The organism is Clostridium sp. 2218st1_F5_2218SCRN_220325, assembly GCF_039062665.1.
Taxonomy (GTDB): domain Bacteria; phylum Bacillota; class Clostridia; order Peptostreptococcales; family Peptostreptococcaceae; genus Intestinibacter.
Genome location: NZ_JBCLNH010000029.1, coordinates 1 through 19,896, shown reverse-complemented (window position 1 = coordinate 19,896; position 19,896 = coordinate 1). Strand labels below are relative to the sequence as shown.

35 protein-coding genes are annotated in these 19,896 nt (G+C 32.4%); all 35 read left to right on the top strand.

Annotation, left to right across the window (positions count from 1 at the left end):
* Positions 1-810: elongation factor Tu (locus tag ABCM86_RS13490; protein ID WP_343004162.1), on the top strand; the 810-nt coding region annotated here is incomplete at its 5' end.
* A 409-nt stretch (positions 811-1,219) separates the two neighbouring features.
* On the top strand, positions 1,220-1,531 hold the full coding sequence (rpsJ, locus tag ABCM86_RS13485; RefSeq protein ID WP_007285285.1) for a 30S ribosomal protein S10: 312 nt from the start codon (positions 1,220-1,222) through the stop codon (positions 1,529-1,531).
* Between the two features lie 108 nt (positions 1,532-1,639).
* Complete coding sequence (gene rplC / locus ABCM86_RS13480; protein WP_195929248.1) at positions 1,640-2,269, top strand: 50S ribosomal protein L3; 630 nt, start codon at positions 1,640-1,642, stop codon at positions 2,267-2,269.
* Between the two features lie 29 nt (positions 2,270-2,298).
* Positions 2,299-2,922: a 50S ribosomal protein L4 gene (gene rplD, locus ABCM86_RS13475; RefSeq protein ID WP_195929250.1), complete on the top strand. Its 624-nt coding sequence runs from the start codon at positions 2,299-2,301 to the stop codon at positions 2,920-2,922.
* Position 2,923: 1 nt separating this feature from the next.
* Entirely contained in the window at positions 2,924-3,214 is a 291-nt protein-coding gene (rplW, locus tag ABCM86_RS13470) for a 50S ribosomal protein L23 (protein WP_195929252.1), read from the top strand.
* A gap of 29 nt (positions 3,215-3,243) precedes the next feature.
* Entirely contained in the window at positions 3,244-4,074 is an 831-nt protein-coding gene (gene rplB, locus ABCM86_RS13465; RefSeq protein ID WP_195929254.1) for a 50S ribosomal protein L2, read from the top strand.
* A gap of 61 nt (positions 4,075-4,135) precedes the next feature.
* Positions 4,136-4,417, top strand: a complete 282-nt coding sequence (rpsS, locus tag ABCM86_RS13460; RefSeq protein ID WP_195929256.1) for a 30S ribosomal protein S19 — start codon at positions 4,136-4,138, stop codon at positions 4,415-4,417.
* A gap of 31 nt (positions 4,418-4,448) precedes the next feature.
* Positions 4,449-4,784 (top strand): 50S ribosomal protein L22, encoded by a 336-nt coding sequence (gene rplV, locus ABCM86_RS13455; RefSeq protein ID WP_195929265.1) that lies wholly within the window; start codon positions 4,449-4,451, stop codon positions 4,782-4,784.
* 18 nt (positions 4,785-4,802) lie between these two features.
* Complete coding sequence (gene rpsC, locus ABCM86_RS13450; RefSeq protein WP_195929266.1) at positions 4,803-5,594, top strand: 30S ribosomal protein S3; 792 nt, start codon at positions 4,803-4,805, stop codon at positions 5,592-5,594.
* Between the two features lie 34 nt (positions 5,595-5,628).
* Positions 5,629-6,060, top strand: a complete 432-nt coding sequence (rplP, locus tag ABCM86_RS13445) for a 50S ribosomal protein L16 (protein ID WP_022070621.1) — start codon at positions 5,629-5,631, stop codon at positions 6,058-6,060.
* A 1-nt stretch (position 6,061) separates the two neighbouring features.
* The gene (gene rpmC / locus ABCM86_RS13440) at positions 6,062-6,265 is read left to right on the top strand and encodes a 50S ribosomal protein L29 (RefSeq protein WP_007285294.1); all 204 of its coding nucleotides are present in this window, start codon (positions 6,062-6,064) and stop codon (positions 6,263-6,265) included.
* Positions 6,266-6,287: 22 nt separating this feature from the next.
* Positions 6,288-6,542, top strand: coding sequence for a 30S ribosomal protein S17 (rpsQ, locus tag ABCM86_RS13435; RefSeq protein WP_022070620.1), 255 nt, complete (start codon positions 6,288-6,290; stop codon positions 6,540-6,542).
* Between the two features lie 24 nt (positions 6,543-6,566).
* Positions 6,567-6,935 carry a 50S ribosomal protein L14 gene (gene rplN / locus ABCM86_RS13430; protein ID WP_007285296.1) on the top strand — a complete coding sequence of 123 codons (369 nt, stop codon included), beginning with the start codon at positions 6,567-6,569 and terminating at the stop codon, positions 6,933-6,935.
* 21 nt (positions 6,936-6,956) lie between these two features.
* Positions 6,957-7,265: a 50S ribosomal protein L24 gene (gene rplX / locus ABCM86_RS13425; RefSeq protein WP_343004161.1), complete on the top strand. Its 309-nt coding sequence runs from the start codon at positions 6,957-6,959 to the stop codon at positions 7,263-7,265.
* Between the two features lie 30 nt (positions 7,266-7,295).
* Positions 7,296-7,838 carry a 50S ribosomal protein L5 gene (gene rplE, locus ABCM86_RS13420; RefSeq protein WP_007285298.1) on the top strand — a complete coding sequence of 181 codons (543 nt, stop codon included), beginning with the start codon at positions 7,296-7,298 and terminating at the stop codon, positions 7,836-7,838.
* Positions 7,839-7,856: 18 nt separating this feature from the next.
* Entirely contained in the window at positions 7,857-8,042 is a 186-nt protein-coding gene (locus ABCM86_RS13415) for a type Z 30S ribosomal protein S14 (protein ID WP_007285299.1), read from the top strand.
* 32 nt (positions 8,043-8,074) lie between these two features.
* Entirely contained in the window at positions 8,075-8,473 is a 399-nt protein-coding gene (gene rpsH / locus ABCM86_RS13410; RefSeq protein WP_007285300.1) for a 30S ribosomal protein S8, read from the top strand.
* A 30-nt stretch (positions 8,474-8,503) separates the two neighbouring features.
* Positions 8,504-9,046 carry a 50S ribosomal protein L6 gene (rplF, locus tag ABCM86_RS13405; protein ID WP_007285301.1) on the top strand — a complete coding sequence of 181 codons (543 nt, stop codon included), beginning with the start codon at positions 8,504-8,506 and terminating at the stop codon, positions 9,044-9,046.
* 64 nt (positions 9,047-9,110) lie between these two features.
* The gene (gene rplR / locus ABCM86_RS13400; RefSeq protein ID WP_195929268.1) at positions 9,111-9,479 is read left to right on the top strand and encodes a 50S ribosomal protein L18; all 369 of its coding nucleotides are present in this window, start codon (positions 9,111-9,113) and stop codon (positions 9,477-9,479) included.
* Between the two features lie 21 nt (positions 9,480-9,500).
* The gene (gene rpsE, locus ABCM86_RS13395; RefSeq protein WP_007285303.1) at positions 9,501-10,007 is read left to right on the top strand and encodes a 30S ribosomal protein S5; all 507 of its coding nucleotides are present in this window, start codon (positions 9,501-9,503) and stop codon (positions 10,005-10,007) included.
* A 14-nt stretch (positions 10,008-10,021) separates the two neighbouring features.
* Positions 10,022-10,207, top strand: coding sequence for a 50S ribosomal protein L30 (gene rpmD / locus ABCM86_RS13390; RefSeq protein WP_007285304.1), 186 nt, complete (start codon positions 10,022-10,024; stop codon positions 10,205-10,207).
* 34 nt (positions 10,208-10,241) lie between these two features.
* Positions 10,242-10,685 (top strand): 50S ribosomal protein L15, encoded by a 444-nt coding sequence (rplO, locus tag ABCM86_RS13385; RefSeq protein WP_195929270.1) that lies wholly within the window; start codon positions 10,242-10,244, stop codon positions 10,683-10,685.
* Positions 10,686-10,723: 38 nt separating this feature from the next.
* On the top strand, positions 10,724-11,992 hold the full coding sequence (gene secY / locus ABCM86_RS13380) for a preprotein translocase subunit SecY (protein ID WP_195929272.1): 1,269 nt from the start codon (positions 10,724-10,726) through the stop codon (positions 11,990-11,992).
* A 15-nt stretch (positions 11,993-12,007) separates the two neighbouring features.
* A complete protein-coding gene (locus ABCM86_RS13375; RefSeq protein WP_195929274.1) occupies positions 12,008-12,655 on the top strand; it encodes an adenylate kinase in 648 nt (215 codons plus the stop codon).
* Between the two features lie 3 nt (positions 12,656-12,658).
* Complete coding sequence (gene map, locus ABCM86_RS13370) at positions 12,659-13,405, top strand: type I methionyl aminopeptidase (protein ID WP_195929276.1); 747 nt, start codon at positions 12,659-12,661, stop codon at positions 13,403-13,405.
* 187 nt (positions 13,406-13,592) lie between these two features.
* Positions 13,593-13,811 (top strand): translation initiation factor IF-1, encoded by a 219-nt coding sequence (gene infA, locus ABCM86_RS13365; RefSeq protein WP_007285309.1) that lies wholly within the window; start codon positions 13,593-13,595, stop codon positions 13,809-13,811.
* A 30-nt stretch (positions 13,812-13,841) separates the two neighbouring features.
* Positions 13,842-13,955: a 50S ribosomal protein L36 gene (gene rpmJ, locus ABCM86_RS13360; RefSeq protein ID WP_018590391.1), complete on the top strand. Its 114-nt coding sequence runs from the start codon at positions 13,842-13,844 to the stop codon at positions 13,953-13,955.
* A 149-nt stretch (positions 13,956-14,104) separates the two neighbouring features.
* Positions 14,105-14,476 carry a 30S ribosomal protein S13 gene (gene rpsM / locus ABCM86_RS13355; protein ID WP_007285310.1) on the top strand — a complete coding sequence of 124 codons (372 nt, stop codon included), beginning with the start codon at positions 14,105-14,107 and terminating at the stop codon, positions 14,474-14,476.
* A 26-nt stretch (positions 14,477-14,502) separates the two neighbouring features.
* The gene (gene rpsK, locus ABCM86_RS13350; RefSeq protein ID WP_007285311.1) at positions 14,503-14,901 is read left to right on the top strand and encodes a 30S ribosomal protein S11; all 399 of its coding nucleotides are present in this window, start codon (positions 14,503-14,505) and stop codon (positions 14,899-14,901) included.
* Between the two features lie 18 nt (positions 14,902-14,919).
* Positions 14,920-15,540 carry a 30S ribosomal protein S4 gene (gene rpsD, locus ABCM86_RS13345; protein WP_195929286.1) on the top strand — a complete coding sequence of 207 codons (621 nt, stop codon included), beginning with the start codon at positions 14,920-14,922 and terminating at the stop codon, positions 15,538-15,540.
* Between the two features lie 74 nt (positions 15,541-15,614).
* On the top strand, positions 15,615-16,562 hold the full coding sequence (locus ABCM86_RS13340; protein ID WP_195929288.1) for a DNA-directed RNA polymerase subunit alpha: 948 nt from the start codon (positions 15,615-15,617) through the stop codon (positions 16,560-16,562).
* 20 nt (positions 16,563-16,582) lie between these two features.
* Entirely contained in the window at positions 16,583-16,924 is a 342-nt protein-coding gene (gene rplQ, locus ABCM86_RS13335; RefSeq protein ID WP_195929290.1) for a 50S ribosomal protein L17, read from the top strand.
* A 259-nt stretch (positions 16,925-17,183) separates the two neighbouring features.
* Positions 17,184-18,017 carry an energy-coupling factor transporter ATPase gene (locus tag ABCM86_RS13330; protein ID WP_195929292.1) on the top strand — a complete coding sequence of 278 codons (834 nt, stop codon included), beginning with the start codon at positions 17,184-17,186 and terminating at the stop codon, positions 18,015-18,017.
* A complete protein-coding gene (locus ABCM86_RS13325; RefSeq protein WP_295734587.1) occupies positions 18,005-18,871 on the top strand; it encodes an energy-coupling factor transporter ATPase in 867 nt (288 codons plus the stop codon). Before ABCM86_RS13330 ends, ABCM86_RS13325 begins: the two co-directional genes overlap by 13 nt.
* Positions 18,865-19,692, top strand: coding sequence for an energy-coupling factor transporter transmembrane component T (locus ABCM86_RS13320; RefSeq protein WP_195929296.1), 828 nt, complete (start codon positions 18,865-18,867; stop codon positions 19,690-19,692). The genes ABCM86_RS13325 and ABCM86_RS13320 overlap by 7 nt, the downstream gene beginning before the upstream one ends.
* The last annotated feature ends 204 nt before the right edge of the window (positions 19,693-19,896 follow it).

Below are 19,896 nucleotides of genomic sequence, written 5' to 3'. Positions count from 1 at the left end.
GTACCATACATAGTAGTATTCTTAAACAAATGTGATATGGTAGATGACGAAGAATTATTAGAATTAGTTGAAATGGAGATAAGAGAATTATTAGACGAGTATGAATTCCCAGGTGATGATACTCCAATAATAAGAGGTTCAGCTTTAAAAGCTTTAGAAGATCCATCAAGCGTATGGGGAGACAAAATAGTAGAATTATTCGAACAAGTTGACGAATATATACCAGCTCCAGAAAGAGATGTTGACAAACCATTCCTAATGCCAGTAGAAGACGTATTCTCTATAACAGGTAGAGGTACTGTTGCTACAGGTAGAGTTGAAAGAGGACAATTAAAAGTTCAAGACGAAGTTGAAATAGTAGGTTTAACTGAAGAATCTAGAAAAGTTGTTGTAACTGGAATAGAAATGTTCAGAAAATTACTAGACAGTGCAGAAGCTGGAGATAACATAGGAGCATTATTAAGAGGTGTTCAAAGAACTGATATAGAAAGAGGACAAGTTTTAGCTAAACCAGGTAGTGTTAACGCACATACTAAATTCACAGCTGAAATATACGTTCTTAAAAAAGAAGAAGGTGGAAGACATACTCCATTCTTCGATGGATACAGACCACAATTCTACTTCAGAACAACTGACGTAACTGGTGCTTGTAAATTACCAGAAGGAACAGAAATGGTTATGCCAGGAGACAACATAACTATAGAAGTTGACTTAATAAACAAAATATGTGTAGAAGAAGGATTAAGATTCGCTATAAGAGAAGGTGGTAGAACAGTAGCATCTGGTGTTGTAGCATCTATAATAGAATAATCTATAATAGATTAATTAATTTTTCAAAATACGCATAATAAAATAAACAATTGAGGGGAGGACTTAGGTTTTCCCCTTTTTATTTTAAGGAAATAATTTTAAGTTGTTGACAATATAATTTAAAGATTGTATACTGAATAAGGCTTTTAAATTACAAATAAAGTTTCTTCTGAACTTAAGATTTAGCAAAAGATTTGGTAAAAAAAATAAACTAAATAAATTAAAAAAAGTCTTGAAAAACTAAGAAGAATAATATAAAATATAATAGTGTGCTTGAGAGATACGAAAAACAAAATCCAAATTTAATTATTATATCGTTTAAATTTTAGGTTTAAGTTTACAGAACACCCGGAACTGTGTATCGGTATTAATGATTAAGTTTAAATGTTAAAAAAGGAGGGAAACAAAAATGGCTAAAAATGAAAAAATAAGAATAAGATTAAAGTCATATGATCACAAATTATTAGATTTTTCAGCTGGAAAAATAGTTGAAACTGCTAAAAAAGCTGGATCACAAGTTTCAGGACCTGTGCCACTACCAACTGAAAAACAAGTTGTGACAATATTAAGAGCTGTTCACAAATATAAAGATTCTAGAGAACAGTTCGAAATAAGAACTCATAAGAGATTAATAGACATAACTAGTCCAACACCTAAAACTGTAGACTCATTAATGAGATTAGATTTACCAGCTGGTGTAGACATAGAAATAAAATTATAATATCTACATTATAATATAAAACACCTAAGATACGGTCCTATAAGGTAGTTATCTTAGAATGATTACCGCTTTTGGTAATCCGCTGTAAGAATTATAGGAGGTGCTAATATGAAAGGAATATTAGGAAAAAAAATAGGTATGACTCAAATATTCACTGAACATGGTGAAGTAATACCTGTAACAGTAGTTGAAGCAGGTCCAGTAGTTGTTACTCAAGTTAAAACAACTGAAAATGATGGATACACTGCTATACAAGTTGGTTTCGGAGATGCTAAAGAAAAATCTTTAAACAAACCACAAAAAGGTCACTTAGCTGCTGCTAACACATTAAAAAAACATTTAAAAGAATTTAGAGTAGACTCTGTAGAAGGATATACAGTTGGACAAGAAATAAAAGCTGATTTATTCGCTGCAGGTGAATTAATAGATGTTACTGGAATAAGTAAAGGTAAAGGATTCCAAGGTCCAATAAAAAGACATGGACAATCAAGAGGTCCTGAAACTCACGGTTCTAGATACCACAGAAGACCAGGTTCAATGGGAGCTTGTTCTTACCCAGGTAGAGTTTTCAAAAACAAAAAATTAGCTGGACACATGGGTAGCGTTAAAGTTACAGTTCAAAACTTAGAAGTAGTAAGAGTTGACGCTGACAAAAACTTTATATTAGTAAAAGGTGCTATACCAGGAGCTAAAGGTTCAGTAGTAACAATAAAAGAAGCAGTTAAAGCTTCTAAATAATTGACTAACCTAAGAAAGGAGGAATCACAATGCCAAAATTAAACGTATTAAATATACAAGGACAAAATGTTGGTGAAATAGAATTATCAGATGCTGTATTCGGTGTTGAAGTGAATGAGCATGTATTATACGAAGTTGTAAAAAACCAACTTGCTAATAAAAGACAAGGTACTCAATCTGCTAAAACTAGAGCAGAAGTTAGAGGTGGCGGAAGAAAACCTTGGAGACAAAAAGGAACAGGTAGAGCTAGACAAGGTTCTATAAGAGCTGTACAATGGATAGGTGGAGGAGTTGCTTTCGCACCAAAACCAAGAAGCTACAGATACACATTACCAAAGAAAGTTAGAAGATTAGCTATGAAGAGTGCTTTAACTTCTAAAGTTCAAGCTAACGAAATGATAGTATTAGATGCTTTAACAATGGAAGCACCTAAAACTAAAGAGTTCGCTACAATATTAAAAAATGTAAATGCTGCTAAAAAAGCTTTAGTAGTAATGGCTGAAAAGAACGAAAACGTAATAAAATCAGCTGCTAATATACCAAACGTTGAAACTGCATTAGTTAACACTATAAATGTTTATGACATATTAAAATATGATTCATTCATAATAACTACTGATGCTGTTAAAAAAGTGGAGGAGGTGTACGCATAAAATGACTAATCCACATGATATAGTTATAAGACCAATAGTTACTGAACAAAGTATGGCTGACATGGCTGACAAAAAATACACTTTTGTAGTTCAAAAAGGAGCTAACAAAACTGAAATAAAAAAAGCAGTAGAATCAATATTCGGAGTAGATGTAGAAAAAGTTAATACATTAAACTACGATGGAAAAGTTAAAAGAATGGGTAGAAGCATAGGAAAAACTGCTAGCTACAAAAAAGCAGTAGTTAAGTTAACTGCTGAAAGTAAAGAAATAGAATTTTTCCAAGGTATGTAATACTTAAGAAATAAAGGAGGGAAAATAAGATGGCTATTAAAAAATTTAAACCAACTTCTCCTGCCTTAAGAGAAATGACAGTTTTTATATCTGATGAAGTTACAACTAACCAACCAGAAAAATCTCTTTTAGTACCTTTAAAGAAGAATTCTGGGAGAAACGTTCACGGAAAAATAACTGTTCGTCACAGAGGTGGAGGAAACAGAAGAAAATACAGAATAATAGATTTTAAAAGAAATAAAGATGGTATTCCAGCAAAAGTTGCTACAATAGAATACGATCCAAACAGAACTGCTAATATAGCATTATTAAACTACGCAGATGGTGAGAAAAGATATATACTTGCTCCAGTAGGTATAAAAGTAGGAGATACTTTATTATCTGGACCAACTGCTGATATAAAACCAGGTAATGCATTAGCATTAAAAAACATGCCAGTAGGTACTGTAGTTCATAACATAGAGTTAAAAGCTGGAAAAGGCGCTCAATTAGTTAGATCTGCAGGTGTTTCAGCTCAATTAATGGCTAAAGAAGGAAACAAAGCATTATTAAGATTACCATCTGGTGAAATGAGATATGTATCAATAGAATGTAAAGCTACTATAGGACAAGTAGGTAACGTAGAACACGCTAACGAAACTATAGGTAAAGCAGGTAGAAAAAGACATATGGGTATCAGACCTACAGTAAGAGGTTCTGTAATGAACCCTAACGACCATCCACACGGTGGTGGGGAAGGTAGATCTCCAATAGGTAGACCATCTCCAGTAACTCCATGGGGTAAACCAGCTCTTGGATACAAAACTAGAAAGAAAAATAAAGCATCTAATAAATTAATAGTTTCAAGAAGAACTAAATAGTAGATGACGAAACAATAGATTTTAAATAGAAATTTATTTTACTCGGGAAGGAGGAAATTAAATGTCAAGATCAACTAAAAAAGGACCTTTTGTTCACCCTAGACTTCTTAAAAAAATAGAAGCTATGAACGAAAGCGGAAGCAAAGAAGTTATAAAGACTTGGTCAAGAAGTTCAACTATATTCCCTCAAATGGTAGAGCACACTATAGCTGTACATGACGGAAGAAGACATATTCCTGTATATATAACAGAAGATATGGTAGGACACAAATTAGGAGAATTTGTTCCAACAAGAACTTTCAAAGGTCACAAAGATGACGAAAAAGGAAATAAGAGAAAATAATTAAATCCTGACTAGGAAAGGAGGAAGAACGATGGAAGCAAGATCAATCGCAAAATATGTACGTGTATCTCCAAGAAAAGCAGGTCAAGTATGCTCTCTTGTAAGAGGTAAAAACGTTGATGAAGCTTTAGCAATATTAAAATTCACTCCTAGAGGAGCAGCTGATATAATAGCTAAAGTAGTAAAATCAGCAAAAGCTAATGCTGAAAATAACCATGAAATGGATGCAGATAAATTATACGTAGCATCAATAGTTGCTAATCAAGGACCAACAATAAAAAGATTTATGCCTAGAGCACAAGGTCGTGCAACTATGATAAGAAAAAGAACTTCTCACATAGAGGTTGTTTTAAAAGAAAGACAATAAGAGATAGGAGGGAAATAAATGGGACAAAAGGTTAACCCACACGGACTAAGAGTCGGTGTTATAAAAGATTGGGATTCAAGATGGTTCACTACTGATAAAAAAGAGTTCGGAAGTTTATTATTAGAAGACCACCAAATAAGAACATTCTTAAAAGAAAGATTATACGTTGCTGGTGTTGCTAAAATAGAAATAGAAAGATCAGCAAACAAAATAAGAATAGATCTTCATGTTGCTAAACCAGGTGTGGTTATAGGTGCAGCTGGAGCTAAAATAGAAGCTTTAAAAGCTGAATTAGAAAAAATGACTAAGAAAACTGTTATAGTTAATATAATAGAAGTTAAAGGAATAGACAGAAATGCTCAATTAGTAGCTGAAAACATAGCATTAGCTATCGAAAGAAGGGTAGCTTTCAGAAGAGCTATGAAACAAGCTGTACAAAGAGCTTTAAAATCTGGTGCAAAAGGTATAAAAGTTGCTGCATCTGGTAGATTAGGTGGAGCAGAAATGGCTAGAACTGAAGGTTATAGCGAAGGAAATGTACCTCTTCAAACTTTAAGATCTGATATAGATTACGGTTTCGCAGAAGCTGATACTACTTATGGTAAAATAGGTATAAAAGTTTGGATATGCAATGGGGAAGTATTACCAACTAGAAATGGTGTAAACCCTAGAGAAGAAAGAAAAGACAACAGAAGAGACAGAAGAGATAACAAGAGAAGAGATAACAGAAGAGATAACAATAGAAGAAATTCTAGAGGAAACGATAGAGCTAGAGGACAAAGACCTCAAAGATCTGAAAAAAATAATTAATCAAAGTTAGCTTCAAGGAAGGAGGAGAAATCTCATGTTAATGCCAAAGAGAGTAAAACGTCGTAGAGTTCATAGAGGAAGAATGACTGGAAAGGCTCAAAAAGGTAACACAGTTACTTACGGAGAATACGGACTAGTTGCTTTAGAACCATCTTGGATAACTTCTAATCAAATAGAAGCTGCCAGAATCGCGATGACAAGATATATAAAAAGAGGCGGGAAAGTTTGGATAAAAATATTCCCTCATAAACCAGTAACAAGAAAACCAGCTGAAACTCGTATGGGTGCTGGGAAAGGTTCTCCAGAATATTGGGTAGCCGTAGTTAAACCAGGAAGAGTAATGTTTGAGTTAGCAGGTGTTCCTGAAGAAAAAGCTAGAGAAGCAATGAGACTAGCAGCTCACAAACTTCCTATAAAATGTAAATTTGTGAAAAAAGAAGATTTAGATGTAAAGGGTGGTGAATAGGATGAAAGCTAAAGAGTTAAGAGATTTAAAAAGCGAAGAGCTAATAGTTAAATTAAATGACTTCAAAAGTGAATTATTTAGCTTAAGATTCCAATTAGCTACTGGTCAATTAGAAAATACAGCAAGAATAAAAATGGTTAAAAAAGATATTGCAAGAGTTAAAACTATCCTTGCTGAAAGAAAGTTAAACGAAACTAGAGCTTAATTTGGAAAGGAGGCTTTTAAACATGGAAAGAGGAAGAAGAAAAGTAAGAATAGGCCGTGTTGTAAGTAATAAAATGGACAAAACAATAGTTGTTGCTGTTGAAGATTTCGTACGTCATGAATTATACAACAAACCTGTTAAAAGAACTAAAAAGTTTAAGGCACACGACGAAAATAACGAATGTAGAATCGGAGATAGAGTAAAAATAATGGAAACTAGACCTTTATCAAAAGATAAAAGATTTAGACTAGTTGAAGTTGTTGAAAAAGTTAAGTAGTTTTTTTGAAAAGGAGGGATTACTATGGTACAACAAGAGACACGCTTAAAAGTTGCTGACAATTCTGGTGCAAAAGAATTACTATGTATACGTGTACTAGGCGGAAGTAAAAGAAAATATGGTAACGTAGGTGACGTAATAGTTGCTACAGTTAAAAGTGCAACACCTGGTGGAGTTGTAAAAAAAGGAAAAGTAGTTAAAGCTGTTATAGTAAGAAGTAAAAAAGGCATTAAACGTAATGACGGAAGTTATATAGCGTTCGATGAAAATGCTGCAGTTATAATAAAAGATGATAAAACTCCAGTAGGAACTCGTATATTCGGGCCTGTTGCTAGAGAGTTAAGAGATCATGAATTCATGAAAATAGTTTCTCTTGCTCCAGAAGTACTATAATAAGGAGGTGCAATAGGAGACATGATGCGCGTTAAGAAAGATGACACAGTTGTAGTTATAGCTGGTAAAGATAAAGGTAAAAAAGGTAAAGTTGTTGCTGTTTTACCAAAACAAAACAGAGTAGTTGTTGAAGGTGTTAACATAATGACTAAACACCAAAAACCAACTGCAGTTAATCCACAAGGTGGAATAATAAACAAAGAAGCTCCAATTCATATATCTAACGTAATGCCACTTGATCCAGAAACTGGAAAAGGAACTAGAGTTAGATTCGAAATGAAAGATGGAAAAAAAGTAAGAGTAGCAGTTAAGAGCGGAAAAGAAATATAATACAATATAACTCGAAAGGAGGGACCGTAAATGACTTCTAGATTACAAGAAAAATACATGAAAGAAGTTGCTCCTGCGTTAATGGAGAAATTTAATTACAAAAACGTAATGGAAATACCTAAAATAGATAAAATAGTTATCAACATGGGTATAGGTGACGCTAAAGAAAATCCAAAAGGATTAGAAAAAGCTGTTGAAGAAATGGAACTTATAGCAGGTCAAAAACCAGTTATAACAAGAGCTAAAAAATCAGTAGCTAACTTCAAATTAAGAGAAGGTATGCCAATAGGTGCAAAAGTTACTTTAAGACAAGATAAAATGTACTATTTCATGGATAAACTAGTATCAGTTACTTTACCAAGAGTTAGAGACTTCAGAGGTATAAATCCAAATGCTTTTGATGGTAGAGGAAACTATGCTTTAGGAATAAAAGAACAATTAATATTCCCAGAAATAGAGTATGATAAAGTAGACAAAGTAAGAGGAATGGATATAATATTCGTTACTACAGCTAAATCAGATGAGGAAGCTAGAGAATTACTAAAATTATTAGGAATGCCATTTTCAAAATAATAAAAAGGAGGGATTCCAGTGGCTAGAAAAGCAATGGTTGTAAAACAACAAAAGAAACAAAAATATAAAACTAGAGAATACACTAGATGTTCTATATGTGGTAGACCACATTCAGTTTTAAGAAGCTTTGGTATATGCCGTATATGCTTTAGAGAATTAGCTTACAAAGGACAAATACCTGGTGTAAGAAAAGCAAGTTGGTAGAATTTGCCCAAATATGAAAGGAGGTTTTCAATATGACAATGACAGATCCAATTGCAGATATGCTTACTCGTATAAGAAATGCAAATACTGTTAAGCATGAAACTGTTGATGTTCCAGCTTCTAACATAAAGAAAGAAATAGTAAGAATCTTATTAGAAGAAGGTTTCGTTAGAGGTTATGATGTTATAGAAGATGAAAAACAAGGAATAATAAGAATACAATTAAAGTACGGACAAGCAGGAGAGAGAGTTATACAAGGTATAAAAAGAATCTCTAAACCTGGTATGAGAGTTTATACAAACGCTTATGAAATACCTAAAGTATTAAACGGATTAGGTATATCAATAATATCTACTTCAAAAGGGATATTAACTGATAAACAAGCAAGAAAAGAAAATGTTGGTGGAGAAGTTATCTGCTACGTTTGGTAATAATATTAAAGGAAGCAAGGAGGTGTAACTATGTCAAGAATAGGTTTAAAACCAATAACAGTACCTGCAGGTGTAGAAGTTACTATAGCTGAAGGTAACCACGTTACTGTAAAAGGACCAAAAGGTACTTTAGAAAAACAGTTCGACGCTGCTTTAACAATAACTAAAGAAGGCGACGTTATAACAGTTGCTAGACCAACAAACAACAAACAACATAGATCATTACACGGATTAACTAGAACGTTAATAAACAATATGATAACTGGTGTTAATGCTGGTTTCGAAAAGAAATTAGAATTAGTTGGTGTTGGATACAGAGCACAAAAACAAGGAAATAAATTAGTTATGAACTTAGGATTCTCACATCCAGTAGAAATGGAAGATCCAGAAGGTATAACTGTAGAAGTTCCAAATCAAACTGAATTAGTAGTAAAAGGTATAGACAAACAATTAGTTGGTAACTACGCTGCTAAAATAAGAGATTGGAGAAAACCAGAACCATACAAAGGTAAAGGTATAAAATACGCTGGTGAATATATAAGACGTAAAGAAGGTAAAACTGGTAAAAAATAGGTAGAACCTAAAGTTTAACCAAAATAAAGTTGAACCAAATATAAGGTTGAAAGGAGTGAGCTCAGTGTTAAAGAAAGCTGATAAAAACGCTAAAAGACTTCAAAGACATAAGAGAGTTCGTAGAAAAGTGTTCGGAACACCTCAAAGACCAAGATTATGTGTATTTAGAAGTTCAAACAATATATATGCTCAAATAATAGATGACACAAATAGAGTAACTCTTGTTGCTGCATCTTCATTAGATGAAGCTGTTAAGGGTGCTGTTAATCATACAGGAAATAAAGAAGCAGCTAAATTAGTTGGCGAAATGGTAGCTAAAAAAGCTGTTGAAAAAGGAATCACTGAAGTAGTATTCGACAGAGGCGGATATATATATCATGGAAGAATAAAAGAATTAGCTGAAGGTGCAAGAGAAGCTGGTCTTAAATTCTAATAAAAGAGGAGGGAAGAAGGCATGCGTCGTAAACTTATAGATGCTAGACAACTAGACTTACAAGAAAGAGTTGTTGAGGTAAGACGTGTTACTAAAGTTGTTAAAGGTGGTAGAAACTTTAGATTCGCAGCTTTAGTAGTAGTTGGAGATGAAAACGGACACGTTGGTATAGGTACTGGAAAAGCAATGGAAGTTCCAGATGCTATAAAAAAAGCAGCAGAAGATGCTAAAAAGAATCTTATCAGAGTACCAATAGTTGGTACAACTATTCCTCACGAAGTAATCGGACACTTCGGTGCTGGGAAAATAATAATAATGCCTGCTCAAGAAGGTACAGGAATCATCGCTGGTGGTGCTGCAAGAACTGTATTAGAATTATCAGGATTAAAAGATGTTAGAGCTAAATCTTTAGGATCTAAAAATCCAAGAAATATGGTTAATGCTGCTATAGAAGGATTAAGTTCTTTAAAAACAGCTGAAGATGTAGCTAGACTTAGAGGTAAAAAAGTAGAAGATCTTTTAGGATAAGGAGGTAGTGTGAAATGGCTAAATTACAAATAAAATTAGTTAGAAGTACAATAGGGACTACTCCTAAACAAAAAAAGAATGTTGAAGCTTTAGGATTAAGAAGAAGAGAACAAGTAGTTGTTAAAGAAGATAATGCCCAAATGAGAGGTATGATCGCAAAAGTTGCTCACTTAGTTGAAGTAACTGAAATAGCTGAATAATAATAGATAAGGAATAAAGAAGGAGGTGCAATCCATGAAACTACATGAGTTAAAACCTGCTCAAGGTGCAGTAAAATCTAGAAAAAGATTAGGTAGAGGTACTGCTACAGGTCAAGGTAAAACTGCAGGACGTGGACAAAAAGGTCAAAAATCTCGTTCAGGCGGTGGAGTAAGAGTTGGATTCGAAGGTGGACAAATGCCACTAGCTAGAAGACTTCCTAAGAGAGGTTTCAAAAATCCATTCAGAAAAATATACACAGAAGTTAACGTTGAACTTTTAAATAGATTTGAAAATGGTACAGAAATAACTGCAGAATTATTAAAATCTACAGGTGCTATAAGTAAAATAGAAAAAGACGGAGTAAAAATATTAGGAGAAGGAACTCTTGAGAAAGCTGTAACAGTTAAAGCTGCTAAGTTCACTGCTTCAGCTCAAGAAAAAATCGAAAAAGCTGGAGGAAAAGCAGAATTAGTATAATATCTGTTCTTTCAAAAGTTACAGGTGGGTGATATTACGTGCTATCAAAGATAAAACAATCTTGGAAAGTAAAAGATGTAAGAAGAAGAATCTTATATACCCTAATGATGATTCTAATATTTAGAATAGGTACCACAATACCAGTTCCTGATGTAAACACAAGTATTATTAGTAATTTAGTAAGTGGTAATAGCTTACTAGCTCTATATAATATGTTCACAGGAGGAGCATTTAGTAACTTTACACTATTTGCTCTAGGTATAGGGCCTTATATCACTGCTTCAATCATAATACAACTTTTAACAGTAGGTTTCGACAGTTTGAAAGAACTTCAGAAATCTGGTGAAGAAGGTAGAAAGAAGATGAATATGTACACTAAATATACAGCATTAGTATTAGCAATAATACAAGCTGTAGGTATAACTCTAGGAGTTATAAAGAGTGCATTGACATCGGACAGTATTTTCTCTATTGCTACAGTTATCATGACATTAGTTTCAGCAAGTATGATATTAATGTGGATGGGTGATAGAATAACTGAAAAAGGACTAGGAAACGGAAGTTCTATCATTATATTTGTTGGTATTATCTCAAGAATACCTTCAGATTTAATAAGTGTAGTAAAATCAGTTCAATCTGGTACATTAGTATTATGGTTAGCTATAGTATTAGCTGTAATAATGTTAGTAACTATCGCTTTAGTTACATTTATTAACGAGGCGGTAAGAAAAATACCAGTACAATATGCTAAAAAAGTTGTTGGAAGAAAGTTATATGGAGGTCAAAACTCTCATATACCAATGAAAGTAAATCAATCAGGGGTTATGCCAATAATCTTTGCTAGTTCACTTTTAGCATTTCCACAAACAATAGCATTATTTATGGGCAAAAATGCCCAAAATTTTGTTTCCACTTACTTAAGCACATCTGGTGATATAGGATTTTGGATTTATAGATCACTAGAAGTTCTATTAATAGTATTTTTCTCTTATTTTTATACTACAATATCATTCAATGTGGACGATATTGCTGAAAATATGAAAAATAATGGTGGATTCATACCAGGAATAAGACCTGGTAGACCTACAGTAGATTACTTAAGCAAAATACTATCTAGAATAACTCTTGCGGGAGCTTTATTCTTAGCAGTAATAGCAATGATACCAGCATTCACAGTACACTTTATGAGTGTAAACATGAGTTTAGCAGGTACATCAATACTAATCGTTGTAGGGGTAGCACTTGAGCTTAAGAGACAGTTAGAGTCACACCTAGTTATGAGAAGTTATCAAGGATTTTTAAAATAAATTGGAGATGATTAAATGAGACTAATATTATTAGGACCTCCTGGTGCTGGAAAAGGAACTCAAGCAGCAGGGATAGTTGAAAAATACAAAATACCTCATATATCAACAGGAGATATATTTAGACAAAATATAAAAGAGGGAACAGACCTTGGAAAGAAAGCTAAAGAATATATGGATCAAGGTTTATTAGTTCCAGACGAACTAACAGTTGGTCTAGTAACTGATAGAATATCACAACCTGATTGTGGTAATGGATTCATGTTAGACGGATTTCCAAGAAATGTATCTCAAGCAGTACAATTAGATGCATTTCTAAAAGAACATGGTATTGCTTTAGATAAAGTAATAAATATAGAAGTTGATAAAGAAAAGTTAGTTGCAAGAGCTGTAGGTAGAAGAATCTGTAAATCTTGTGGCGCTACTTATCATATAGAATTTAACCCATCTAAAGAAGAAGGCGTTTGTGATATATGTAAAGGAGAACTTTATCAAAGAGCCGACGATAATGAAGAAACAGTTTCAAAAAGAATACAAGTTTACTTAGATGAAACTAAACCATTAGCTGATTATTATTCTAAAGTTGGAATAATAGCAGATATAGATGGTCAACAATCTATAGACAAAGTATTCAACGATATAGTTTCTGCATTAGAAGGCAAATAGATAATGATCAACTTAAAATCTAAAGAAGAAATAGAAATCATGAGAGAGGCAGGCAAAATTGTCGCCGAAACTCATGAATTATTAAAGTCAGCTATAATTCCGGGGGTATCAACTCTAGAGTTAGATACAATAGCTGAAGAGAATATAAGAAAATATAATGCAGTACCATCTTTTAAAGGCTATGGAGGATTCAAAGGAAGTATCTGTGCATCTATCAATAATGAAGTTGTACATGGTATTCCAGGAAACAAAATAGTAAAAGAGGGAGACATTATAAGTATTGATATAGGAGCCTATTATAAAGGATATCATGGTGACGCTGCAAAAACGCACGCTGTCGGTGTAATATCTGAAGACAATAGGAAGTTAATAGAAGTAACACGTCAAAGCTTCTATGAAGGAATAAAGTTTGCAAAAATCGGATACAGACTTTCGGACATCTCACACGCAATACAAACATATGTTGAAAAGAATGGCTTTTCAGTAGTTAGGGACTTGGTTGGTCATGGAGTAGGCACACATCTTCATGAACCGCCTGATGTACCTAATTATGGGAAACCAGGAAAAGGACCAAAATTAAAGGCTGGAATGGTTTTAGCTATAGAGCCAATGGTGAATATGGGCAAATTCAATGTCAAATGTCTATCAGATGGATGGACTATTGTTACAATCGATGGGAAAAATTCAGCACACTATGAACATACGATAGTAATTACAGAAAATGAGCCAATTTTGCTAACAAGTCTTTAAATTTAGTCAAATAAATGATATTATAAATAATGCAGGTTTTGAACCTGCTGACATTAAAGTTAAGCACTTGAGTTTAAATTACTTTCAAAAAAGTAATAAAATAGTATAAAATTGTTAATGATACTTTTTAAGAGCTAACTTAATTAAGTCGATTTGCTGACTTATTGAATGGAGGGCTGGTTGTTTAATGGCCAAAAAAGATGTAATAGAATTTGAAGGTACAGTTGTAGAAAACTTACCAAATGCTATGTTTAAAGTTAAATTAGAAAATGGACATGAAGTATTATGCCATTTATCTGGTAAGCTAAGAATGAACTTCATAAGAATTCTTGAAGGTGATAAGGTTAAAATAGAACTTTCACCTTATGATCTTACAAGAGGAAGAATCACTTGGCGTAAGAAGTAGACTAGCGTATAGTCTAAGGAGGGATTAATAATGAAGGTAAGACCATCAGTAAAACCAATGTGTGAAAAATGTAAGATAATCAAAAGAAAAGGTAAAGTAATGGTTATCTGCGAAAATCCAAAGCACAAACAAAAACAAGGATAATATAAAAAATGATAGCATTTACAGTTGTTTTATGCTATAATAGAGAACTGTGATGTTAACAAAAATTGTTAAAAAATAACGAAAAAATAGATACGAAAATATGTAAAAGACTCGGTTTTTTACAGAAAACTAATGTAGGAGGTGCAACTATGGCAAGAATCGCTGGGGTAGATTTACCTAACGAAAAGAGAGCGGAAATAGGCTTAACTTATATATATGGTATAGGTAGAGCAACTGCTAATGAAATATTAGCTAAAGCTGAGATAAATCCTGATACAAGAATAAAAGATTTATCAGAAGAAGAAGTTAATACATTAAGAAGAATCATAGATAATGATTTCTTAGTTGAAGGTGACTTAAGAAGAGAAATCGCATTAAACATAAAAAGATTAAGAGATATAAAATGTTACAGAGGTATAAGACATGCTAAAGGATTACCTCTAAGAGGACAAAAAACTAAGACTAATGCTAGAACTAGAAAAGGTCCTAGAAAAACTGTATCTCGTAAAAAGAAAAAATAATAAATAGATAGGAGGGAAATCGAGAAATGGCTAAACCAAAAAAGAAAGCAACACGTGTAAGAAGAAGAGAACGTAAAAATATAGATCGTGGACATGCACATATACAATCAACTTTTAATAATACAATAGTTACTTTAACTGACGTTCATGGAAATGCTATATCATGGGCATCTTCAGGACAATTAGGATTTAAAGGATCAAGAAAATCAACTCCATTTGCTTCTCAAATGGCTGCAGAAACTGCTGCTAAAGCTGCAATGGAACACGGTTTAAAAAGCGTAGAAGTATTTGTTAAAGGACCAGGTTCTGGTAGAGAAGCTGCTATAAGAGCTTTACAAGCTACAGGACTTGAAGTAACAATGATAAAAGACGTCACTCCAATACCACACAATGGATGTAGACCACCAAAAAGAAGAAGAGTATAATCATAGGAGGTATAGACAATGGCAAGATATACTGGTGCATCATGTAGACAATGCCGTAGAGAAGGAATGAAATTATTCCTTAAAGGTGATAGATGTTATACAGATAAATGTGCTGTAGTTAAAAGAAACTATGCTCCTGGGCAACACGGACAAGGGAGAAAGAAACTTTCTAACTATGGATTACAATTAAGAGAAAAACAAAAAGTTAAAAGAATATACGGAGTTTTAGAAACTCAATTCAGAAATTTATATGAACGTGCAGAAAAAATGTCAGGTAAAACTGGTGAAAACTTATTATGTCTATTAGAAGAAAGATTAGACAACGTAGTTTTCAGAATGGGATTAGCTAACTCTAGAAAAGAAGCTAGACAATTAGTTACTCATGCACACTTTACTTTAAACGGTAAAAAAGTAGATATACCATCATTAACTGTTAAAGTTGGAGATGTTATAGCTGTTAAAGAAACTTCTAAATCATCAGCTAAATTCAAAGCTCTAGTTGAAGCAAACAAAGTTGCTCCAAACTGGTTAGATGTAAACTTAGAAGAAATGTCTGCTAAAGTAGTTGCATTACCAACTAGAGAAGATATAGATATCGAAATAGCAGAACACTTAATCATAGAACTTTATTCAAAATAATAAGCAGTTTTTAAAAATAATTTTAAAATTGTTTACCCTCAGTGGATTAACAAATTTTAAGGAGGGTTTAGTCCATGATAGAAATAGAAAAACCAAAAGTAGATATAGTTGAGCTTAGCGAAGACTATAGATATGGAAAATTCGTAGTGGAACCTCTAGAGAGAGGCTACGGAATAACTATAGGGAATGCCCTAAGAAGAATATTATTATCATCTTTACCAGGTGTAGCAGTACACTCTATAAAAATAGACGGAGTGTTACATGAGTTCTCTACAATACCAGGTGTAAAAGAAGATGTTACTGAAATAATATTAGCATTAAAAGAACTTTCAGCTACTATTGATGGTGAAGGTAGTAGAACACTTAAAATAGAAGCTCAAGGTCCATGCTCTATCAAAGGATCTGACATAATATGTCCTCCAGACGTTGAAATATTAAGTAAAGATTTACACATCGCTACTTTAGATGATAATGCTAAACTTAATATGGAAATATATGTTGATAAAGGTAGAGGATATGTACCAGCAGAAGAAAATAAAACAGACAATATGCCTATAGGTGTATTACCTGTTGATTCGATATATACTCCCGTTGAAAAAGTTAGCTACCATGTAGAGAATACAAGAGTTGGTCAAAAATCAGATTATGATAAATTAACTCTAGAAGTTATGACTAATGGAAGTATAAATCCTCAAGAAGGAATATCTCTGGCTGCTAAAGTACTTGTTGAGCATTTAAATCTATTCATAGATTTAACTGAACACGTAAGTAACGTAGAAATAATGGTAGAAAAAGAAGAAGATCAAAAAGAAAAAGTTTTAGAAATGACTATAGAAGAATTAGATTTATCAGTTAGATCTTATAACTGTTTAAAAAGAGCGGGAATAAACACAGTTGAAGAATTAGCTAATAAGTCTGAAGATGATATGATGAAGGTTAGAAACCTTGGTAAAAAATCATTAGAAGAAGTAATTCAAAAACTAGAAGAACTTGGATTAGGTCTTAAACCAAGCGAAGAATAATCGACAAAGGAGGGATTGACATGGCTACTTATCGTAAATTAGGTCGTGTGACTTCACACAGAAATCTTATGTTAAGAAACTTAGTAACTGACTTACTAAGAAATGGTAGAATAGAAACTACTGTAACTAGAGCTAAAGAAACTCGTAGAATGGCAGAAAAAATGATAACTCTTGCTAAAAGAGGAGATTTACATGCTAGAAGACAAGTTTTAGCTTACGTTATGGATGAAACTGTTGTAAACAACTTATTCACTGATTTAGCTCCAAAATATGCTGAAAGAAACGGTGGATACACTAGAATAATCAAAAAAGGGCCAAGAAGAGGCGACGCTGCTGAAATGGCATTTATAGAATTAGTATAGTAAATAATAGTTTTATATAGATAAACCCATACTGTTTAGTATGGGTTTTATTTTTTTATACAATAAAATATGAATAGATAGGTTTATACTATGTATATATTAAGTATATAAAATATTTTAATTGTATCCGTAAGAAACAAAAAAATATGGAAATACTTTCAAATTAACAGCAATATTTTTAAATTTTTATGGCTAAACTATGTTATAATAATAAACTGTATAAGTTTTTAAACTACTGCTTTATAAAGGAGTATATGAGATGGAAAATATAATAAATGTAAAGGATATGACCTTTGAATATGTAACGATAGATTCTAAATTTAAAGCAATAGATGATTTGAGCTTAGAAGTAAAACAAGGTGAATTTGTTGCAATAATAGGTCATAATGGATCAGGTAAATCAACTTTATCTAAAAATTTAAATGCAATTTTAGTACCAACTCAAGGTGATATTTATATCGATGGTATGAATACAAAAGATGAGTCAAAACTGTGGAATATTAGACAAACTGCAGGAATGGTATTCCAAAATCCAGATAACCAAATAGTAGCAACAATAGTAGAAGAAGATGTTGCGTTTGGTCCAGAAAATCTTGGTGTAGAGCCAACATTAATCAGAGAAAGAGTTGAAGATGCTCTAAAAAGTGTTGGTATTTATGAATTAAAGGATAGACAACCTCATTTATTATCAGGTGGTCAAAAACAAAGGGTTGCAATAGCAGGTATTATAGCTATGAGACCTAAATGTATTATATTTGATGAAGCTACAGCAATGTTAGACCCATCAGGTAGAAAAGAAGTTATGAACGTAATAAAAAAATTAAATAAAGAAGAGAATATTACAACTTTACATATAACTCATTATATGGAAGAAGCTGTCCAAGCTGATAGAGTAGTTGTTGTAGACAAAGGTAAAAAACTATTAGAAGGGACTCCAAAAGAGGTATTTAAAAATGTAGATTTATTAAAGGAAATAGGTCTAGATGTACCTTATATGACAGAACTAGCTAGCCTTTTAAGAGAAGAAGGACTAGATTTAGATGATGACATATTAACAGTGGATGAAATGGTGGATAAATTATGTCAGTTATAGTAAAGAATTTAACTCATATATATGATGAAGGAATGCCTTTTGCAAGCAAGGCTCTTGATGATATTTCTTTTGAGATAAAAGATAATGACTTTGTTGGTTTAATTGGACATACTGGTTCTGGAAAATCAACATTAATACAACATTTAAATGGTTTATTAAAGCCATCTTCTGGTCAAATTATAGTAAATGGTTTTAATATAACAGATAAAGATTTAAATTTAACTGAAATTAGAAAAAGAGTAGGGATAGTTTTTCAATATCCAGAGTATCAATTATTTGAAGAAACTGTAGAAAAAGATATTGCATTTGGTCCAGGAAACTTAGGACTAGATGAAGCTGAAATAAGCAAAAGAGTAAAAAATTCGATGGAAGCAGTTGGACTTGACTACGAAACATATAAAGATAAATCACCTTTTGATTTATCAGGTGGTCAAAAACGTAGGGTAGCAATAGCTGGTGTAATAGCTATGAACCCAGAAGTACTTATATTAGATGAACCGACAGCAGGATTAGACCCGGGTGGTAGAGATGAAATATTTAATCTGATTAAAAAATTACATCGTGACAATAATATAACTATAATACTTTCATCACACAGTATGGATGATATGGCAAAACTTGCCCAAACAATAATTGTTATGAATCATGGAAAAATAGAATTTATGGGAACACCTAGAGAAGTCTTCACTTCTCATGCTGACAAACTAAGAGAAATAGGCCTAGATGTGCCTCAAGTATTAGAATTAGCAACTAAATTAAGACAAAAAGGCTTTGATATAAGACCAGACATACTTACAGTAGAGGAAGTCAAAGACGAAATACTAAAAGTTATGAGAGGAAGAAAGAAATGTTAAAAGATATAACTATAGGTCAATATTATCCAGCAAATTCTAAAATCCATAAATTAGATCCGAGAACAAAAATTATAGCAGCAATTATATTTATGATTGCTCTATTCGTAGTAAATCAATTTTGGCCATATGCAATTATATTTGCAATAATAGCAGCTGTAGTTAAGGCATCTGATATCCCTATGAAATATATGATGAAGGGACTAAAGCCTTTAAGATGGATTCTATTATTCACATTTGTAATAAATATGTTTTGTTTACCTGGAGAGGTACTTGTTGTTGGAGGAGTTAAACTTCAATTAGGATTTTTAAAAATTACTGATGCAGGTCTAAGACAAGCGATATTTATGGCTATTAGATTAATATACTTAGTTGTAGGTACATCTTTATTAACACTTACAACATCACCAATACAATTAACAGACGGTATAGAAAGACTTCTATCACCATTTAACAAAATAGGTCTACCAGTACATGAACTAGCAATGATGATGACTATAGCATTACGTTTTATACCAACATTATTAGATGAAACAGATAAAATAATGAAAGCTCAAATGTCTAGAGGGGCTGATTTTGAAAGTAGCAACCTTATAAACAGAGCGAAAAACTTAGTACCATTATTAGTACCATTATTCGTAAGTGCTTTCAGAAGGGCTGACGAATTAGCTATGGCTATGGAAGCTAGATGTTATAGAGGTGGATATAACAGAACAAAAATGAGACAGGCTGTTATTACTACTGCTGACAAAGTAGCATATTTACTTATGATACTATTCTTAGCAGGAAGTATAGCAAGTAGATTTATACACATATTAGTATAATTTAATAAGTAAAACTGTAAATAACAATTATAAAAATTGATTTTTAGATTATGTGATAAAGTATTTTATAAGCTATATTACGTCTAAAAATCAATTTTTTAAATTAAAGAACAATTAACAGTTTTTTATTTGATGAATTATCATATTAAGTGCAACACTTAAAAATGGATAAAAAAATAGCTCATAAGTTTATGTTCATGTTAC

Excerpts from the sequence above, each read along its gene's own strand:
- rpsJ (WP_007285285.1), top strand. The coding sequence starts at position 1,220 with ATGGCTAAAAATGAAAAAATAAGAATAAGATTAAAGTCATATGATCAC.
- rplC (WP_195929248.1), top strand. The coding sequence starts at position 1,640 with ATGAAAGGAATATTAGGAAAAAAAATAGGTATGACTCAAATATTCACT.
- rplD (WP_195929250.1), top strand. The coding sequence starts at position 2,299 with ATGCCAAAATTAAACGTATTAAATATACAAGGACAAAATGTTGGTGAA.
- rplW (WP_195929252.1), top strand. The coding sequence starts at position 2,924 with ATGACTAATCCACATGATATAGTTATAAGACCAATAGTTACTGAACAA.
- rplB (WP_195929254.1), top strand. The coding sequence starts at position 3,244 with ATGGCTATTAAAAAATTTAAACCAACTTCTCCTGCCTTAAGAGAAATG.
- rpsS (WP_195929256.1), top strand. The coding sequence starts at position 4,136 with ATGTCAAGATCAACTAAAAAAGGACCTTTTGTTCACCCTAGACTTCTT.
- rplV (WP_195929265.1), top strand. The coding sequence starts at position 4,449 with ATGGAAGCAAGATCAATCGCAAAATATGTACGTGTATCTCCAAGAAAA.
- rpsC (WP_195929266.1), top strand. The coding sequence starts at position 4,803 with ATGGGACAAAAGGTTAACCCACACGGACTAAGAGTCGGTGTTATAAAA.
- rplP (WP_022070621.1), top strand. The coding sequence starts at position 5,629 with ATGTTAATGCCAAAGAGAGTAAAACGTCGTAGAGTTCATAGAGGAAGA.
- rpmC (WP_007285294.1), top strand. The coding sequence starts at position 6,062 with ATGAAAGCTAAAGAGTTAAGAGATTTAAAAAGCGAAGAGCTAATAGTT.
- rpsQ (WP_022070620.1), top strand. The coding sequence starts at position 6,288 with ATGGAAAGAGGAAGAAGAAAAGTAAGAATAGGCCGTGTTGTAAGTAAT.
- rplN (WP_007285296.1), top strand. The coding sequence starts at position 6,567 with ATGGTACAACAAGAGACACGCTTAAAAGTTGCTGACAATTCTGGTGCA.
- rplX (WP_343004161.1), top strand. The coding sequence starts at position 6,957 with ATGATGCGCGTTAAGAAAGATGACACAGTTGTAGTTATAGCTGGTAAA.
- rplE (WP_007285298.1), top strand. The coding sequence starts at position 7,296 with ATGACTTCTAGATTACAAGAAAAATACATGAAAGAAGTTGCTCCTGCG.
- rpsH (WP_007285300.1), top strand. The coding sequence starts at position 8,075 with ATGACAATGACAGATCCAATTGCAGATATGCTTACTCGTATAAGAAAT.
- rplF (WP_007285301.1), top strand. The coding sequence starts at position 8,504 with ATGTCAAGAATAGGTTTAAAACCAATAACAGTACCTGCAGGTGTAGAA.
- rpsE (WP_007285303.1), top strand. The coding sequence starts at position 9,501 with ATGCGTCGTAAACTTATAGATGCTAGACAACTAGACTTACAAGAAAGA.
- rpmD (WP_007285304.1), top strand. The coding sequence starts at position 10,022 with ATGGCTAAATTACAAATAAAATTAGTTAGAAGTACAATAGGGACTACT.
- rplO (WP_195929270.1), top strand. The coding sequence starts at position 10,242 with ATGAAACTACATGAGTTAAAACCTGCTCAAGGTGCAGTAAAATCTAGA.
- ABCM86_RS13375 (WP_195929274.1), top strand. The coding sequence starts at position 12,008 with ATGAGACTAATATTATTAGGACCTCCTGGTGCTGGAAAAGGAACTCAA.
- map (WP_195929276.1), top strand. The coding sequence starts at position 12,659 with ATGATCAACTTAAAATCTAAAGAAGAAATAGAAATCATGAGAGAGGCA.
- infA (WP_007285309.1), top strand. The coding sequence starts at position 13,593 with ATGGCCAAAAAAGATGTAATAGAATTTGAAGGTACAGTTGTAGAAAAC.
- rpmJ (WP_018590391.1), top strand. The coding sequence starts at position 13,842 with ATGAAGGTAAGACCATCAGTAAAACCAATGTGTGAAAAATGTAAGATA.
- rpsM (WP_007285310.1), top strand. The coding sequence starts at position 14,105 with ATGGCAAGAATCGCTGGGGTAGATTTACCTAACGAAAAGAGAGCGGAA.
- rpsK (WP_007285311.1), top strand. The coding sequence starts at position 14,503 with ATGGCTAAACCAAAAAAGAAAGCAACACGTGTAAGAAGAAGAGAACGT.
- rpsD (WP_195929286.1), top strand. The coding sequence starts at position 14,920 with ATGGCAAGATATACTGGTGCATCATGTAGACAATGCCGTAGAGAAGGA.
- ABCM86_RS13340 (WP_195929288.1), top strand. The coding sequence starts at position 15,615 with ATGATAGAAATAGAAAAACCAAAAGTAGATATAGTTGAGCTTAGCGAA.
- rplQ (WP_195929290.1), top strand. The coding sequence starts at position 16,583 with ATGGCTACTTATCGTAAATTAGGTCGTGTGACTTCACACAGAAATCTT.
- ABCM86_RS13330 (WP_195929292.1), top strand. The coding sequence starts at position 17,184 with ATGGAAAATATAATAAATGTAAAGGATATGACCTTTGAATATGTAACG.
- ABCM86_RS13325 (WP_295734587.1), top strand. The coding sequence starts at position 18,005 with ATGTCAGTTATAGTAAAGAATTTAACTCATATATATGATGAAGGAATG.
- ABCM86_RS13320 (WP_195929296.1), top strand. The coding sequence starts at position 18,865 with ATGTTAAAAGATATAACTATAGGTCAATATTATCCAGCAAATTCTAAA.